The following is a 16534-nucleotide window of genomic DNA, read 5'->3' as shown; positions in this document are numbered from 1 at the left end:
CCAACCTGTCAGCGCCGGGATGTATCCCCGGCATTGACGTTTATGATGTTCACATTCTGGTTTATATTCGTATATATAAAATAAATGTTTAATTCCTGTTAAGAACAGCCACTGGTGGTGCCACAAGTGTCACATTTCAAACAGGTACCATTGCGCACCATGGTGAAATTCCCACATTCGGTGCAGGCGTCGCCTTCATATCCCTTGATGCGGGCTTCCATGGCGCGGGACGCCCGAATATCTGCTTTACTGCTGATGTTGCCGCCGGTACTGCCAGAAGCCATTTTCTTGGTTTCATAAACCTGTTCCTGGTTTACATCGCGGGCTTCCACCTGGGTTTTATCCTCTCCGGCGGTATTCAGGACATAAAGATTATTCCGCCGCACATAGCCGGTGCTGGCGTAGGAGATCACCCGATCAAGCGCCTCATTAGTCGCCGGATCACTCCCGAGGCTCTGATCACCGCGGCCAATGGTGTCCGGTGTAAGGTCGTCCGTGTTGACGTGAGCCAGATCCCGACGCCCCAGATAAGAGACCGCCAGTTCCCGGAAGATATAATCAAGGACAGACGTCGCCATTTTAATGGCGTCGTTACCGACCACCTGGCCTGACGGCTCAAACTTGGTGAAGGTGAAGGCGTCGACAAATTCTTCTAGCGGCACGCCATATTGCAGCCCGATAGAGAGGGCAATTGCAAAATTATTCATCAAACTGCGGAAAGCGGCGCCTTCTTTATGCATGTCGAGGAATATTTCACCCAATGTGCCGTCGTCATACTCGCCGGTGCGCAGGTAGATCTTATGCCCGCCAACGGAGGCCTTTTGGGTATAGCCCTTGCGGCGGCCCGGCATCTTGCGGCGGTCGGACTGCATAACGATCTTTTCGACAATTTTCTCGGCATAAACCTGAACTTTTTCTGGCAACGGCAGATCTTCTTCCAGATCTTCCACATCCAGCAGGGCAGAACTTAGCGGCTGGCTGAGTTTAGAGCCGTCACGGTATAATGCATTGGCTTTCAGACCCAGTTTCCATGACTTGAGATAGGCTTCCTTGCAATCTTCCGTCGTGGCCGAGGCCGGCATATTGATGGTCTTGGAAATGGCGCCGGAAATAAACGGCTGTGCGGCGGCCATCATCATGATGTGGCTGTCGACAGAGAGGAAACGGGTGCCTTTCTTGCCACAGGGGTTCGCACAATCGAAGATGGCGAGATGCTCATCCTTTAGATGAGGTGCGCCTTCCAAGGTCATGGTTCCGGTACAATATTCATTGGCTTCATCAATCGCCGATTTGTTGAATCCCATATGGGTCAGCATATTGAAGTTCATGTCGGCAAGCTGTTCTTCCGTACAGCCGAGGACATCAATGCAAAATTCCTTGCCCAATGTCCATTGGTTGAAAACGAAAGTGATGTCATAGGCGCTTTCGAGCGATTGTTCGAGCGTATCAAGTTGTACCCGACCAAAACCTTTGTTGCGCAGGATATCGTGGTTGATGCCTGGAGCATCTTCCAAAGTGCCATGCCCCACGGCATATTTTGCAATTTCATCGATCTGTTTAGGGGTATAGCCAAGATTTTTCAGGGCTTCCGGCACCATGCGGTTGATGATCTTGAAATAGCCGCCGCCGGCAAGTTTTTTGAATTTCACCAGCGCGAAGTCAGGCTCGATGCCGGTGGTGTCGCAATCCATCACCAGGCCGATGGTGCCGGTGGGGGCAATTACGGTTGTCTGGGCGTTGCGATAGCCATGCAAGTTGCCAAGTTCCAGCGCCCGGTCCCAGGCCATCCCGGCGGCAACAGAAAGCTTTGGCTGTGGACAATTGACAATATTCAGAGGCAGGGGCAGGGTGGAAAGCTGTTCATAGCCCTGCGTCTCGCCGAGTGCGGCCGTACGGTGATTACGGATAACCCGCAGCATATGGTCTTTGTTTTTCTCATATCCGGCAAAAGCGCCGAGTTCAGACGCCATTTCCGCAGATGTGGCGTAACAAACACCGGTCATCAGGGCGGATATGGCACCACAGAGCGCCCGGCCTTCGTCGCTGTCATAGGACAGGCTGGACGCCATGATAAAGCTGCCGATATTGGCGAATCCGAGACCCAGGGTGCGATAGTCGTAACTCAGTTGGGCGATTTCTTTTGACGGAAACTGGGCCATCATCACGGACACTTCGAGCACCACGGTCCATAGACGCACAGCATGTTCAAAGTCATCAATCATGAATTCGCCGTCCTGTGAGCGGAATTTCATCAGATTGAGGGAGGCGAGATTGCAGGCGGTGTCATCCAGGAACATATATTCCGAACAGGGGTTAGACGCACGGATTTCACCGGATTCCGGACAGGTATGCCAGTCATTGATGGTGGTGTGATATTGCAGGCCGGGGTCGGCGCACTGCCAGGCGGCAAGGGCGATATCATCCCAGAGTTCACGGGCGGCGAGGGTTTTGGTGGTGCTGCCGTCGCGACGACTGATCAGGTTCCAGTCGCTGTCATTCAGAACAGCTTCCATGAAATCGTCGGTTACCCGTACGGTGTTGTTGGAATTTTGCCCGGAAACGGTGACATAGGCCTCTGAATCCCAATCTGTATCATAGGTGTCGAATTCGATCTGGGTGAAACCCTGCTGGGCGAATTGAATAACCCGCTGACTGACGGCATCGGGGACAAGAGAGTTGCGGGCTGCAATCAGGGCGGTTTTCAGCGCCGGATTGGTTTTCGGGCTCAGGCGATCCTCTTCATCGACCTCTTTTGAATGGCAGGCCTTCAGGATATCTTTCATATGTTGTTTGGTGATCTTGGATCCGACGACGAGGGAAGCAACCTTTTGTTCCTCGGTCACTTTCCATTTGACGAATTCTGATACATCAGGGTGATCCACATCAACGATCACCATCTTGGCGGCCCGTCGTGTGGTGCCGCCGGACTTGATCGCGCCGGCCGCCCGGTCACCAATTTTCAGGAAACTCATCAGGCCGGAAGAACTGCCGCCGCCTGACAGAGGTTCGCCGGTGCCGCGGATGTTGGAAAAGTTGCTGCCGGTGCCGGAACCATATTTAAACAGGCGGGCTTCGCGGGTCCAGAGATCCATGATGCCTCCCTCATTGACCAGATCGTCGCTGACGCCCTGAATAAAGCAGGCATGGGGTTGCGGGTGTTCGTAGGCTGTCTTGGATTTGGTCAGCTTGCCGGTTTCATGGTCAACATAATAATGTCCTTGCGCCGGGCCATCGATGCCATACGCCCAATGCAGACCGGTATTGAACCATTGCGGCGAATTAGGCGCGCACATCTGACGGGCCAGCATGTAGCGCAGTTCGTCGAAATAGGTGCGGGCATCTTCTTCTGCGGTGAAATAGCCACCTTTCCAGCCCCAATAGGTCCAGGTGCCGGCCAATCTGTCGAAAATCTGTTTGGCGCTTTTTTCCGGGCCATAGCGGTCCTCGGTGGCAACTTTCTTCATTGCCGTTTCGTCTGTCTTGTGACGCCACAGCCAGCTTGGCACGTCATTTTCTTCAACCTTTTTCAGGCACTGAGGCACGCCGGACTTGCGGAAGTATTTCTGTGCCAGGATATCGGCCGCCACCTGGCTCCAGTCAGCCGGAACTTCAAAGCCCTTTAACTCAAAAACCGTCGTCCCGTCAGGATTTCGAATCTCGCTGTCCGCGGTTCTGAAATCGATTCCGTGGTAGGGTGATTGGTCGGCAGAAGTAAAACGGCGGTTGATCTTCATTTTGGGTCCTCGACATATCCATTTTGATTTTTTTGATTGAAAAAAGAGTAATATAAAAGTTTGTTTAAAAATAGGCTTTTTTTCACATATATTGTGCTCATCAAGGTTGACTTTAGCTATATGTGGTGCCGCTGGATGAGTCGGGTGAGGGATTGCCTGTGCTCGGGCTATTGTTAATAAATTAACCGATTTTTCTTATAAATATTTCTTAACAGCCTTAATATCGCCCGAAAATCTTTTAGGGTTGTGGTCAGGGAACCCACAAGGTATAGAAGGCAGGATAAATATGTTTATTTTAGTCGGGAAATAACGATGATTGCTTTAATCAGACGCATTTGTGGATGGTGGTACGGGGCCACGATCGGAACATTGGTTCACACTTTCTTCAACGGTGAGAAAGTCGGCGAAGATGTTCAGGGGAATGTCTATTATAAGGAAAAAAAGGGCTCCAAACGTTGGGTGATTTTCAAAACGGATGTCGAAGCCTCTAAAATTCCACCGGAGTGGCATATGTGGTTGCATCATACGGTAGATTATACCCCGGCTGAGAAAAAGCCGGTGCGGAAAGAATGGGAAAAGGAACTGGAGCCTAATATGACAGGCACGGTACATGCTTACTACCCCACCGGCAGCCTTAATGAAGGCGGTAAGCGTAAAAAAACGACAGGCGACTATGAAGCCTGGACACCAGGGTCCTGAGGGACCGTATAATCTGGTGCATGCGATATAATAAAAGAGGCGGAGTGTTATGAGGAATAATCTGGTAGAAACCTTGATGGGGGCGATTGTATTGGTTATTGCCAGCAGTTTTCTTTATTTCGCCTTCAGTCATTCCGGCGTGTCAACAAATGGCGGCAAGGTCTATATCGCCAAGTTTGATAAAATTGATGGCCTGTCTGTGGGCAGTGATGTCAAAATCAGTGGCATCAAAGTTGGTACAATCGTGGATCAGTATCTGGATACAGAAACTTTTTATGCCGTGGTGCAGATCAGCATTGACCCCAAGATTAAATTGACCGAAAGCACGTTCGCCAAAATTACCTCTGAGGGGCTGCTTGGCGGCAATTATCTGGTTCTTGATCCAGGATCGGAAGATGATATCATGCTGGAAGAGGGTGATGAAATTCCTAACACTCAAGGGTCTGTGGACCTGCTGAATCTTCTGGACAAGTTCGCCGGGTCCGACAAAGGCAAAGAGTAATCATGAAACGCTGCAGTCCTATAGCATATGCAATAATGCTTCTGGGGAGTTTGTCTCTGCCCCCCGGACTGTTGGCGCAGGAAACCTATAGCAGCACGCAAGAGGTGCCAACCGTGGTGCTGGCGGCCCTGGATAAAATCACAACTCAACTGACCACCATCGAAATCCGGCAGGATCAAACTGTGCATTTTGGCACATTGGACATTACCTTGCGGACCTGTCGTTCCAACCCGCCGGAAGAAGCCCCGGAGAGTGTGGCGTTTCTCGAAATCATTGATGTGGGACATAACAAGCAAACCAGAAAAGTCTTTTCCGGCTGGATGTTTGCTTCCAGTCCAGCCCTGTCACCCCTGGAACACCCGGTTTATGATGTTTGGGTGAAAGACTGTAAAATGGTTTCCGGTCCTGCCCGGCCGGATAACGAATAATAGTCGCCTTCCACTTCCAAAGCCTTTTCCAGTAATTCTTTATAGATCGCCCGCGGGATTTCCTGTGCGCCAAACTGGGCCAGATGAGGGGTAATGAATTGGGTGTCGAGCAAGCGATAGCCCCCGGCTTTCAGGCGCCCCACCAGATAAACCAGGGCGATTTTGCTGGCGTCTGTCACAGTATGGAACATGCTTTCACCGCAAAAGGCGCCACCGATGGAAACGCCGTAAAGGCCGCCGACAAGCTTGTCTTCCTGCCAACATTCCACCGTATGGACCCAACCGGCCTCAAATAATTCACTATAAAGCGCGGTGATCTGTTCATTAATCCAGGTTTCTGCGCGGTTTTGGGCGGCGTTGGACGTGGCACAGGCGGCGATCACCTGATCAAAAGCGGTATCGACCTTAACGTCGAAGGGCTGCTGGCGAATTTTGCGGGCCAGCTTACGGGGGATATGGAAATCATCGAGCGGGATGACGCCGCGTAATTCAGGGTCAACCCAGTAAATGTCCTTGGACAGGGCGGTCTCCGCCATGGGAAAAATGCCCTGCGCGTAGGCATGAAGCAAAAGTTCGGCTGAAATTTCAGTCTCTGAGCTCATGTGTCATGTCCACGCGCAGCATTTTTCGTTGATCTGTCGATCTGGTTAGTCCAGGTTATTCAAATAGTTTTCCAACCAGTGAATATCATAGGCGCCGTTGATGAAATCCGTCTCGCGGATCAGGGCCTGATGCAGGGGAATAGTGGTTTTAATGCCATCAATGACATATTCACCCAGCGCCCGGCGTAACCGCATCAGACATTCATTGCGGGTTTTACCATGTACGATCAGCTTGGCGATCATGCTGTCGTAATAAGGGGGAATATTATAACCGGAATAGATGCCTGAATCCACCCGTACCCCGAGCCCGCCCGGGGTATGGTAGTCGCCAATTCGACCGGGGCTTGGCATAAAGGTGAACGGGTCTTCCGCATTGATGCGGCATTCAATGGCATGGCCGGAGAATTTGACATCTTCCTGACTGAAAGACAGCGGCATTCCGGCGGCAACACGAATTTGTTCACGCACCAGATCAATGCCGGTGATCATTTCGGTGATGGGATGTTCGACCTGAAGACGGGTATTCATTTCAATGAAAAAGAATTCCCCGTTTTCATAGAGAAATTCGATTGTACCCGCGCCGACATACCCAAGGCCCTGAATGGCTTTACGCACCACTTCGCCCATTCTTGCCTGTTCTTCTTCATTGAGCGCCGGAGAAGGGGCTTCTTCAAGCACCTTTTGGTGACGCCGTTGCAGGGAACAGTCGCGTTCGCCAAGATGACAGACATTACCGTGTTTGTCGGCAATGATCTGAAATTCGATATGGCGTGGCAAGGTAAGGTATTTTTCCAGATAAACCGCATCGTCACCGAAGGAAACGCCTGCTTCCTTCTTACAGGACATGATGGCGTTTTCCAGTTCATTCTGACTGTGCACGACCTTCATGCCGCGTCCGCCGCCGCCAGAGGCCGCCTTGACGATCACGGGGAAACCGATGCTTTTGGCAATCTTTATGGCTTCCTTGATTTCATGGACTTCGCCGTCTGAACCGGGAACCACGGGGATGCCGAGTTTTTTGACGGTCTCTTTTGCTGAAATCTTGTCGCCCATCAGACGAATATGATCGGCGGACGGGCCGATAAATTCGATATTATGTTCGGCGATAATCTCGGAAAATTTATCATTTTCAGACAAAAAGCCATATCCCGGATGGATCGCATCGGCGCCGGTAATTTCGGCGGCGGCAATGATTGCCGGGATGTTCAGATAGCTGTCTTTGGACGCTGGTGGTCCGATACAGACGCTTTCGTTGGCGAGCCGCACATGCATGGCGTCTTCATCGGCTGTGGAATGAACCGCCACGGTGGCGATCCCCATTTCCTGACAGGCCCGGTGAATACGGAGGGCAATTTCGCCCCGGTTCGCTATTAATACTTTGTCAAACATATACAGACATCCGTTACTCGATAATGACCAGAACTTCGCCGAACTCAACCGGTTGGGAATTTTCAACCAGCAGTTTTGTGACAATGCCGCCTTTAGGGGCGTGAATCTGGTTCATGACTTTCATGGCTTCTACAATGAGAAGCGTCTGACCGGCGGTAACCTTGTCGCCAACCTTGATAAAATCAGGACTGTCGGGGTCAGGTGCGGTATAGGCGGTGCCCACCATCGGGGATGTCACGGCTCCGGGGTGATCTTTGTCAGCTGCGGCAACGGGGGCCACGGCTTCCGCGGCGGCCACGGGAGCAACAGGGGCGGCTGCGGCCACGGGAGCCACGGCGGTAACCGTTACATTGCGGGCTACCCGGATTTTGCGTTCGCCATCCTGAACCTCGATTTCGCTGAGATCCGTATCATTGAGCAATGTCGCCAAATCCTTAATAATATCCCGATCCACAAACATTTTTGACATTTATAACAGTCCTTTTACTTTTTAACTTAATATGTCCTGCAGCGCGTCGAGCGCCAAACAATAACTTTTTGCGCCAAACCCGCAAATCACACCGACAGCCGCCGGGGAGATATAGGAGGTGTGACGAAATTTTTCCCTTTTAAACACATTGGAAAGATGCACTTCTATCACGGGAAGCTCCGCGGTTTGCAGAGCGTCCAGCAACGCAATAGACGTATGAGTATAGGCGCCGGCATTTAGGATGATGGCGGATGCTGTTCCGCGGGCTTCCTGTATCCAGCTAACCAGTTCGCCTTCGCTGTTGCTCTGGCGAAAGTCAATCACGCAGTCATAGTCGCTGGCCCGGTTTACCAGGATATCCTTGATATCGGCCAGGGTTTCCGTGCCATATATCTCAGGCTCTCGACTGCCCAGCATATTGAGATTAGGGCCATTGAGAACCAAAATGTTTTTTTGTACGACGTTTGTCATGCCAACCCGTGTTTATTCTTTTCCGGTCGAATGTATAATGATTGACCTGTATAATGTTTTACAGACAGTTTGAAAACCAGAATATACATTTGACCTGCTATATTTGCGGACTATAAAGGATTGAATTAAATCTGCATAGTTAAAACCGGGAATGAAGAGTGTGATTGAGGTTACCATAAACGGAGATATTCATAAGACCGAGGCTGGCCAGAATCTGGCGCAACTTCTCGAAGGGTTGCAGCTCGACCCGCTTAAGGTCGCAGTTGAAAGAAATCTTGAAATCGTACCTAAAACAACTTATCAAAATGTCACCGTCGAGAATGGCGACAGACTCGAAATTGTACATTTCATAGGTGGTGGGAAATAATATGACGAAATCTTTAAATGATACCTTTAATATTGCCGGAAAAGAGTATAACTCGCGCTTGATTGTCGGCACCGGAAAATATAAGGATTTCGAGGAAACCAAACTGGCTGTGGAAGCTTCCGGCGCGGAAATTGTCACGGTTGCGGTGCGGCGTGTCAATGTTACCGACCCTAATCAGCCCATGTTGGTGGATTACCTTGATCCGAAGAAATATACCTATCTGCCGAATACAGCAGGTTGTTTCACGGCTGATGATGCCGTGCGCACGCTTCGTCTGGCCCGGGAAGCCGGTGGCTGGAACTTGGTGAAACTGGAAGTTCTCGGTGATCAGAAAACCCTGTATCCCAATATGGTGGAAACTTTGCAGGCGGCGGAAGTTCTTCTGAAAGAAGGCTTTGAGGTCATGGTTTATTGCAGCGACGATCCGATTATGGCTCAACGGCTGGAAGATATGGGCTGCTGTGCGATCATGCCGCTGGGGGCGCCGATTGGTTCCGGTCTTGGCATTCAGAATCCGGTACAAATTCGTCTTATTGTCGAACAAGCCAAGGTACCTGTCCTTGTGGACGCCGGAGTGGGAACCGCATCTGATGCAGCGGTTGCCATGGAAATTGGCTGTGACGGCGTATTGATGAATACCGCGATTGCCGACGCCAAGAACCCCATTCTCATGGCCCGGGCGATGAAGCTCGCGGTTGAGGCGGGCCGGGCGGCTTATTTCTCCGGCCGGATGCCGAAAAAAATGTATGCCGACCCGTCTTCCCCTCTTGCCGGACTGATTTAAACAGGTCCACGTGCCAATATTAGGGCCAGATTTTCCTAGTCAGCCTGGGCGGCGCGCCGCTGTTCCTGCAGACTGCGGGTGCGCTCAACAGCCTTGACCAGTTCTTCATAGGGCAGGGCGCCGGGAACAATGGTTTCTCCAATGACGAATCCAGGGGTGCCCGTGATCTGTAGGGCCTCTGCAATGCTGTGGTTGATGCTGATATTGCGTTCCAGAACAGGGTTGGTCATATCTTTGGCCAGTTGCTGCTCATCAAGGCCGACCTGGGTGGCGATCTGAAAGATTCGCTCTTCGGTCAGTGTACCGCTATTGCGCATCAATGCCTGATGAAATGGCTCGTATTTACCCTGCATCATGGACGCCATGGCGGCTTTGGCGGCGGTATAGGAGGTTTCGCTCAGGATGGGGAGTTCTTTATAAATGACTTTCAAGTTGCCATCCATGCGTTTCAGGCGTTCCACTGTTTTCAGGGATTTCTTGCAATAACCACAGTTGTAGTCAAAAAATTCGATAATGGCTACGTCGCCCTTCGGATTTCCTCCAACGTAGCTAAAGCCATCTTCATATAGTCTGGTGTAATTGCTTTCCAGCATGGCGCGTTTGGTGCGGCTCTGCAGAATTTGAATGGCTTCGGGCAGAATTTCCGGATGCTGGAGAATGTAATCCCGGATCATTTTATTAATTTCCGCTTTTTGCTGCGGGGACAGGGAAGGCTCAGGTTCTTCTGCGAAAGCGGCAGAAGTCATTAGGCTAAATCCGATAAAACCGGCGGATATTTTTTTAATAAGGTTAGGCATAAATTACGAGGTACTTTCCAGTTTTTTATCTGATTTACGATTTTCTTCGCGTTGTTCGGTATCATTTTTCTTGCGCTGTTTGTCGGACATGTTGGATTCTGTGACAACCAGAATATCCTGCGCGCGGTACCAGTTGGGGGTATTCTTGGGTAGACTGTCCACGGCGTGGCGGGCATTGATCATCGCGCCGCGGAGATTGCCAATCAGAAGAAATCTTTCCGCTGTGGCATAGTATGTCATGGCCTCGTGATTCAGTCGATGCTGTGCCACGGACATTTGATGCCAGGCAAAGGCATTTTGACGATCCCGGGATATGGCGTATTCAAGATGTTGTACTGCTTCCTTCAGGAACTGGTCATCTTCCGTGGCGATCAGAGACTGGGCCAGGGATACCCGGATCAGGGATTCGTCGGGCAGGTTTTTCACAGCATTCTGATAAGGGAGAATCGATTCCCGCACTTTGCCATTCTCATAGAGAATCTGGCCTTTGGTTTCCCAGAAAAAGGGGTCATTCGGATATTCGCCCAACAAATCCTCCAGTTCTTTTAAGGCTTTCGCGGGTTCATGTTTCTGATGATAGGCAAAAGCCCGGGCGTATTTGCCGTACAGGCTCTGGTCTTTCAGTGGATATTTATTCAGAGTAGCATAAGGGGGCTTGAGGTATCCATAAAGCTTGGCTTGCAGACGTTTGAATTCATGTTCAATCGCGGCCGGGGTAGGTTTTTTGAAATAAGGAGATGTTTCGACCCGGTCACGTAATTTAGAAATCCGTTCACTGCTGACCGGATGGGTACCGGCGTAGGGATCGCGGTAGCGGGAAGACATCAGTTCCTGATCACCCAGATAATCCAGGAAGTCGATCAGACCGACGCCGGACTGGCCGGATTTTTCAAGAAATGTGAGGCCCGCCTGGTCTGCGGCGGATTCCTGCGTACGACTGTATTTCAGGAAAGTGCGGGTGCCAACCTGCTGTCCGCCGAGGATCAGCGCCATACCTGCATCACCGGCGCCGGCGGCAATGGCGGCGGCGCCCAGGACTGCGCCAATCAAACTCATGACGGTTGCGCTTTTGACGCCGTCAGAAAAGCGGGACAAATGGCCGCCCGTGATATGACCGGTTTCATGGGCGATCACGCCGATGACCTGATTGGCGTCCTTTGCCGTGATTAACAATCCGGAGTGGAGAAAAATATTCTGTCCTCCGGCGACAAAAGCATTCAGGCTGTCGTCATTGATCAGGTAAGTGCTGACCGCGTTTTTGTCGAGCTCTGCCGCATCGAAAATTGGTTCGGACATCATGCGGATGGTATGCTCGATCTCGGCATCACGCAGAATTGAAAGGCCGCCGCCGCTGCGGGCATAGCTGAAATTGCTGAAGCCTAATGTCACAATGGTGGTGAGGCATAACAGCCGATGGGCAAATGATTTTCTCAAATTTATATACATAGCGTCTACGTTAAATTGTGTTGCAGGTTCCGTCAATTCAATAAGGACAGCATGCTGTCACATTGTGGTGAAGTTAAGGCCGGAAACGAGACGTGGTTATCATCAAAAAAGGCCCGACGTTAGCCGGGCCTTTTCTAATTTAGCAGGTGTCGCTGAGCTCAGCCGAAAGTACGCTGCCACCAGCCGCTTTTCTTGGGCTCTGCGGGTTTGTCGCTGACATCCTTGGCAGGAGCTGGCTTCGGTGCCGCTTCCTTAGCCGCGGGGGCAGGGACAGGTTTTTCGACCGCTTTCTTTGGTTCCTTTTCAGGCGCCTTGTCAGAAGGTTTTTCAGCTGACTTTTCAGCAGGTTCCGCGGCTTTTCTACGGCTGCGGGCCTGTGGCGGATAAGGGCGTCGAACGGGTTTTTTCTCCGCCGCGTCTGTGTCTACCTTGCTATCAGGCTCTGTTTTTTCATCAGAAGATTTCGCACCAGCATCTGCTGAATCCGTTTCCGTCGCGCCTTCGGAGTCCGGCTTGCGACGGCTGCGGGTGCGTCTGCGCCGTTTGGGTTTTTCCTCTGTCGTTGCATCCGCAGGTTTGGCTTCGCTAGTCGGCTCGTTGTCGGAACCGCTGTCAGGAGTGACGGTCGCCTCTGCAGCTACGTTCTCTGGTGTTTCGGTGGTCGTATCCTGTGCATCCGAATTCCCGCCGCGACGGGAACGGCGACGCCGGCGACGTGGTTTGTTTTCCTGTTTTTCAGGAGCGGCATTTTCCGGGCGGTTGTCAGATGCAGTGTCGGGTGACTCATTATCTTCCTGATCGGTTTCACCTTGTGGACCACGGTCACGATTTTTGCGGTTCTCATTGCGTTGACGGTTACGCCGTTCATTGGCGGATTGTTCGCGATCCTGCCGTCCCTGGTGGGGTTCGCGATGATCGCGACCGGAAGATTTCTTCGGCTGTGCCACAGGCCGACGATCATTTTTCTTGCTGTCGGATACGGGAAGCTCAAGCCGGTAACCGGCTTCGGTCAGGCTGCTGTCAATGGCGACCTCGATGGCGAAATCATATTGTTCTTCCAGGCTGACCAGCTTGGCTTTTTTGTTATTCAACAGATAGATTGCCGTTTTTTCCGGTAGATAGATGGTGGCGTTTTTATTACGGCCTTTAATACCTTCTTCTTCCAGTGCCCGCAGGATATGCAGGACCTGTGATTCAACAGAACGAATGACACCCGCGCCTTCACAATGAGGGCAAGCGGTTGTGCTGGATTCCAGAACCCCGGCGCGTAGACGCTGGCGGGACATTTCCATCAGTCCAAAGCTGCTGATCCGGCCAACCTGAATACGGGCCCGGTCGGATTTCAGGCAATCTTTCATCTTCTGTTCAACGGCCCTGTTGTTGCCGCGGACTTCCATATCGATGAAATCAATCACAATCAGTCCGGCCATGTCGCGAAGACGTAGCTGACGGGCGACTTCTTCTGCGGCTTCCAGGTTGGTTTTGCGGGCGGTTTCTTCGATATTATGTTCTTTGGTCGCCTTGCCAGAGTTGACATCGATCGAGACCAGGGCTTCCGTCGGGTTGATGACGATATAGCCCCCGGATTTCAGCTGTACGATCGGGGAATACATGGAATCGAGCTGGCTTTCCACCTGATAACGATGCAGCAGCGGGATCGGGTCCGTGTAATGTTTGATCTTGCGGGCATGGCTTGGCATCAGCAATTTCATGAAATTTCGGGCGGTTTTATACCCTCCTTCACCTTCGACCAGGATTTCCTCGATGTCCCTGGTATAAAGGTCGCGGATGCTGCGTTTGATCAGGTCGCCTTCCTCATTGATAAGGACAGGGGCAACGGATTTCAACGTGCGTTCCCGAATTCCTTCCCATGTGCGGATCAGATAATCGAAGTCACGCTTGATTTCCGTCTTGGTCCGGTTGTGGCCAGCCGTCCTGATAATACAGGCGATGCCGGTTGGCATATCCAGATCGGACAAGATTTTTTTCAGGGATTTGCGTTCGCTGGCGCTGGCGATCTTGCGGCTGACGCCACCGCCATGCAGGGTATTTGGCATCAGAACACAGTAGCGTCCTGGCAGAGATAGATAAGTGGTCAAGGCCGCGCCTTTGTTGCCGCGTTCTTCTTTTACCACCTGAACCAGAACGATCTGGTTTTTCTTGATGACTTCCTGAATTTTATATTTACGACGCAGGCCTTTGGCGATTTTAATACGCAGTTTTTCTTCGGCTTCTTCGTCGTCAAGAACTTGAGAGCCGGCGATTTCGGTATCATCGTCATCGTCTTCGTCATGGTCATCGTCGCCGTTGACTTCCTTGACGTTGGATGGGGCCGTGTCTGCCACTATAATTGGCTCATCATCACTGTCATGATCGTCAGAGGTGACCTCTTCCGTGATGGTGTCCGGATCAGATACGCTTTCCGCCTTTGTCGTCGGTTTGTCATCGGACCCAGCGGCGTCATTTTCAGACGCTCCTGCGTGATCAGCTTCTGGGGCTTCTGCTGCAGATGCAGTTTCAGCTACTGATTCCGCAGGAACAATCCCTTCGGGAGTTTCTGTGTTGGCAGACGGGTCCTCAGTTTCAGCGGCCTCTTCAGCAGGGGTTTTTGGCGTCACTTCTGTGTCGTCTGTTTTTGCCCGGGCGGGTTTTCTGGCGCGTCGTGGGGCACGTTTTTTCGGTTTCTTCTCGACAATTTCTTCTTCTTCGATCTCTTCTTTTTCCAGAAGAGATTCATAAGCTGCTGTTTCTTCCGCGATCAGTGCTTCCCGGTCGGAAACCGGAATCTGATAATAATCGGGATGGATTTCGCTAAAGGCGAGGAAGCCATGACGGTTACCTCCATATTCCACGAAGGCCGCCTGAAGTGAAGGCTCTACGCGGGTGATTTTGGCGAGATAGATATTGCCTTTGATTTGTTTCTTTGCAGAAGATTCGTAATCAAATTCCTCGACTCTGTTGCCGTCGACGATCGCGACACGAGTTTCTTCCTCGTGTGTCGCATCGATTAACATTTTTAATGTCATTTAAGTTTTCTCCACAACCGTGACCGCTCAAACCTCTAATGCGGAATGCATTTTGATGGCGAGCTGGTTTCTGGCTGTTTAATAGGGTGGGGGTTATTTCAGCTGCGTCCCGAGACTTATGGAAAGCAAAAATCAGTCCAAATAGGTGTGACAGAAGGTCGACCTGTATAAACTGTTGAGGTGCTTTCATGCTATGGGCGCAAGAATTCATTTTCTTAATCAATTTGTGTGGAACCCGTATACGGGATTCTCAAGTTATTATTTTGACCCGTTTTTTTGGTCTCAAAAATCAGCATTAAAAAGCACATTTTTGACACGCAGGGTGTTCTAAACCCGGGGTCGTTTCTTTATTATCTCTTTTTTTGATAACGTTTATAACATAACCATAGTGGTGGCTATCTACAATAGCTAAAGCATTTATTTTTATATTTGATTAATGGAAAATTGCTAAAGTGACGACTTTCAGGTAAAAATTATGTTCGGTCATGCGAAAAATGATCCACGGGCAAGGTTAATTAAGATAGATAGAATTTTATGGCGAGGAAATTTAAAAGCAGCTGCATCGGGATTATATGTGCACTTTTGACTTTGGCGGGTTGCCTGTCTGTTGATGTGATCGCCACACATGCTGTAGCCGCCCCGCAAGTGGCCGATATTCGTATCGGTCAAAGTAAAAACAAAACCCGATTTGTCCTCGATATTAATCAAAACATTAAGTATAACGTCTTCACGCTCGCAAACCCTAACCGGGTGGTGATTGATATTACCGAAGTGACCTGGAAAAATAACACAGGCGGGGCTAAGGGGCGCGGCTTTATCGACCAATATCGGTACGGGTTGTTTAAACCCGGGACGTCTCGTATTGTTCTGGATGTAAATAAACCGGTGAATGTGGCGAATTCTTTCATGATCAAGGCCCGGAAAGGCAAACCCTATCGTTTTGTTCTTGATCTTAAAGAAGTAAGTAACAAAGCGTTTCAGGAAGCCTCGAAGCGACCGGTCAAACGCCGGGTGGCGTCCGCCCCGAAAAAACCACAACCGGCTGACATCAGAAGCCTGCGTACGAAAAAGCTGATTGTACTTGATCCGGGACATGGGGGGCATGACCCAGGGAACCTTGGCAGTACGAAATACCGGGGGTTCCCGGAAAAAACAGTGGTTCTGTCCGCAGCTCATACCATAAAAGAGGAACTTGAGAAGACAGGGCGTTATCAGGTTGTCATGACCCGCGATACAGATGTCTATGTCAAATTCCACAACCGTACCCGGATTGCCCATAATCTGCAGGCCGATCTGTTTATCTCTGTCCATGCAGACAGTTTCAAAAGCGCGAAAGTAAGGGGGGCGACGGTTTATACCCTATCGGAGCGTGCCTCTGACCGTGAAGCGGCGGCGCTGGCGCGGCGTGAAAATAAATCCGATATTATCGCCGGGATGGATCTTGAGGAAGAGATCGACATAGTTCAGTCAATCCTGATTGATCTGGTAAAACGGGAAACCATGAATTTGTCCAGCTCGTTCGCCAATGAACTGGTGCCACAATTAAAGAAGGTGGTGTTGGTGCGCACAAACCCGCATCGAACCGCTAACCTGATAGTTTTGAAGGGGCTGGATGTGCCGTCTGTTTTACTGGAACTGGGGTATCTGACCAACAGCCAGGACGCGAAAATGCTGATGCAGAAAGAAACTCAACGCAATATCGGCCGCTCTATAGTCAAGGCGGCGGATCGCTTCTTCGCCAGACAATATGCCACCTATGCAGAATGAAGATCAAACCCGATACGCCGCGTGATTGGAATATGGCGGGTTTTGCTTGCTTA

General features: G+C 50.8%; 12 protein-coding genes and 1 pseudogene. 5 read left to right on the top strand and 8 right to left on the bottom strand.

Features of this window, described 5'->3' with window-relative positions:
- Window positions 1–98: 98 nt before the first annotated feature.
- On the bottom strand, window positions 99–3734 hold the full coding sequence (locus FIV45_RS09430; protein WP_099474880.1) for a vitamin B12-dependent ribonucleotide reductase: 3636 nt from the start codon (window positions 3732–3734) through the stop codon (window positions 99–101).
- A 312-nt stretch (window positions 3735–4046) separates the two neighbouring features.
- On the opposite strand from FIV45_RS09430, the gene FIV45_RS09425 reads away from it, so the two are divergent.
- The 3 genes from FIV45_RS09425 to FIV45_RS09415 are packed head-to-tail and all read left to right on the top strand — an operon-like array spanning window position 4047 to window position 5363.
- The gene (locus FIV45_RS09425; RefSeq protein WP_204602347.1) at window positions 4047–4433 is read left to right on the top strand and encodes an NADH:ubiquinone oxidoreductase subunit NDUFA12; all 387 of its coding nucleotides are present in this window, start codon (window positions 4047–4049) and stop codon (window positions 4431–4433) included.
- Between the two features lie 49 nt (window positions 4434–4482).
- Entirely contained in the window at window positions 4483–4935 is a 453-nt protein-coding gene (gene mlaD / locus FIV45_RS09420) for an outer membrane lipid asymmetry maintenance protein MlaD (RefSeq protein WP_099474879.1), read from the top strand.
- Window positions 4936–4937: 2 nt separating this feature from the next.
- Entirely contained in the window at window positions 4938–5363 is a 426-nt protein-coding gene (locus FIV45_RS09415; protein ID WP_204602346.1) for a DUF2155 domain-containing protein, read from the top strand.
- Here FIV45_RS09415 and aat read toward each other — a convergent pair.
- Genes aat through aroQ form a run of 4 tightly spaced genes read right to left on the bottom strand, consistent with a single transcriptional unit; the run spans window position 5300 to window position 8294 of the window.
- Entirely contained in the window at window positions 5300–5965 is a 666-nt protein-coding gene (gene aat, locus FIV45_RS09410) for a leucyl/phenylalanyl-tRNA--protein transferase (protein ID WP_099474877.1), read from the bottom strand. The genes FIV45_RS09415 and aat overlap by 64 nt on opposite strands.
- Before the next feature lie 45 nt (window positions 5966–6010).
- Window positions 6011–7354 (bottom strand): acetyl-CoA carboxylase biotin carboxylase subunit, encoded by a 1344-nt coding sequence (gene accC, locus FIV45_RS09405; RefSeq protein WP_099474876.1) that lies wholly within the window; start codon window positions 7352–7354, stop codon window positions 6011–6013.
- A gap of 13 nt (window positions 7355–7367) precedes the next feature.
- Window positions 7368–7823, bottom strand: a complete 456-nt coding sequence (gene accB, locus FIV45_RS09400; RefSeq protein ID WP_099474875.1) for an acetyl-CoA carboxylase biotin carboxyl carrier protein — start codon at window positions 7821–7823, stop codon at window positions 7368–7370.
- Between the two features lie 21 nt (window positions 7824–7844).
- The gene (aroQ, locus tag FIV45_RS09395; RefSeq protein WP_099474874.1) at window positions 7845–8294 is read right to left on the bottom strand and encodes a type II 3-dehydroquinate dehydratase; all 450 of its coding nucleotides are present in this window, start codon (window positions 8292–8294) and stop codon (window positions 7845–7847) included.
- A gap of 151 nt (window positions 8295–8445) precedes the next feature.
- On the opposite strand from aroQ, the pseudogene thiS reads away from it, so the two are divergent.
- Window positions 8446–9445 (top strand): annotated as a pseudogene (gene thiS, locus FIV45_RS09385) (sulfur carrier protein ThiS).
- A 35-nt stretch (window positions 9446–9480) separates the two neighbouring features.
- On the opposite strand, the gene FIV45_RS09380 reads toward thiS, so the two are convergent.
- From FIV45_RS09380 to FIV45_RS09370, 3 genes are all read right to left on the bottom strand, one after another.
- Window positions 9481–10191: a DsbA family protein gene (locus FIV45_RS09380; RefSeq protein WP_165777084.1), complete on the bottom strand. Its 711-nt coding sequence runs from the start codon at window positions 10189–10191 to the stop codon at window positions 9481–9483.
- A 54-nt stretch (window positions 10192–10245) separates the two neighbouring features.
- Window positions 10246–11676: a M48 family metalloprotease gene (locus FIV45_RS09375; RefSeq protein WP_165777083.1), complete on the bottom strand. Its 1431-nt coding sequence runs from the start codon at window positions 11674–11676 to the stop codon at window positions 10246–10248.
- Between the two features lie 170 nt (window positions 11677–11846).
- The gene (locus tag FIV45_RS09370; RefSeq protein WP_099474871.1) at window positions 11847–14714 is read right to left on the bottom strand and encodes an Rne/Rng family ribonuclease; all 2868 of its coding nucleotides are present in this window, start codon (window positions 14712–14714) and stop codon (window positions 11847–11849) included.
- A 534-nt stretch (window positions 14715–15248) separates the two neighbouring features.
- Here FIV45_RS09370 and FIV45_RS09365 point away from each other — a divergent pair.
- Window positions 15249–16481 carry an N-acetylmuramoyl-L-alanine amidase gene (locus FIV45_RS09365; RefSeq protein WP_099474870.1) on the top strand — a complete coding sequence of 411 codons (1233 nt, stop codon included), beginning with the start codon at window positions 15249–15251 and terminating at the stop codon, window positions 16479–16481.
- Window positions 16482–16534 lie beyond the last annotated feature (53 nt).

Origin of the sequence: Paremcibacter congregatus (assembly GCF_006385135.1) — a bacterium.
Classification (GTDB): Bacteria; Pseudomonadota; Alphaproteobacteria; order Sphingomonadales; family Emcibacteraceae; genus Paremcibacter; species Paremcibacter congregatus.
The sequence above is the reverse complement of the archived record's forward strand: the minus strand, read 5'-3'. Positions and strand labels throughout refer to the sequence as shown.

Coding starts and splice junctions, on each gene's coding strand:
- FIV45_RS09380 (WP_165777084.1), bottom strand. CDS start 10,191: ATGACTTCTGCCGCTTTCGCAGAAGAACCTGAGCCTTCCCTGTCCCCG.
- FIV45_RS09430 (WP_099474880.1), bottom strand. CDS start 3,734: ATGAAGATCAACCGCCGTTTTACTTCTGCCGACCAATCACCCTACCAC.
- mlaD (WP_099474879.1), top strand. CDS start 4,483: ATGAGGAATAATCTGGTAGAAACCTTGATGGGGGCGATTGTATTGGTT.
- FIV45_RS09415 (WP_204602346.1), top strand. CDS start 4,938: ATGAAACGCTGCAGTCCTATAGCATATGCAATAATGCTTCTGGGGAGT.
- aroQ (WP_099474874.1), bottom strand. CDS start 8,294: ATGACAAACGTCGTACAAAAAAACATTTTGGTTCTCAATGGCCCTAAT.
- aat (WP_099474877.1), bottom strand. CDS start 5,965: ATGAGCTCAGAGACTGAAATTTCAGCCGAACTTTTGCTTCATGCCTAC.
- accC (WP_099474876.1), bottom strand. CDS start 7,354: ATGTTTGACAAAGTATTAATAGCGAACCGGGGCGAAATTGCCCTCCGT.
- FIV45_RS09370 (WP_099474871.1), bottom strand. CDS start 14,714: ATGACATTAAAAATGTTAATCGATGCGACACACGAGGAAGAAACTCGT.
- FIV45_RS09365 (WP_099474870.1), top strand. CDS start 15,249: ATGGCGAGGAAATTTAAAAGCAGCTGCATCGGGATTATATGTGCACTT.
- FIV45_RS09425 (WP_204602347.1), top strand. CDS start 4,047: ATGATTGCTTTAATCAGACGCATTTGTGGATGGTGGTACGGGGCCACG.
- accB (WP_099474875.1), bottom strand. CDS start 7,823: ATGTCAAAAATGTTTGTGGATCGGGATATTATTAAGGATTTGGCGACA.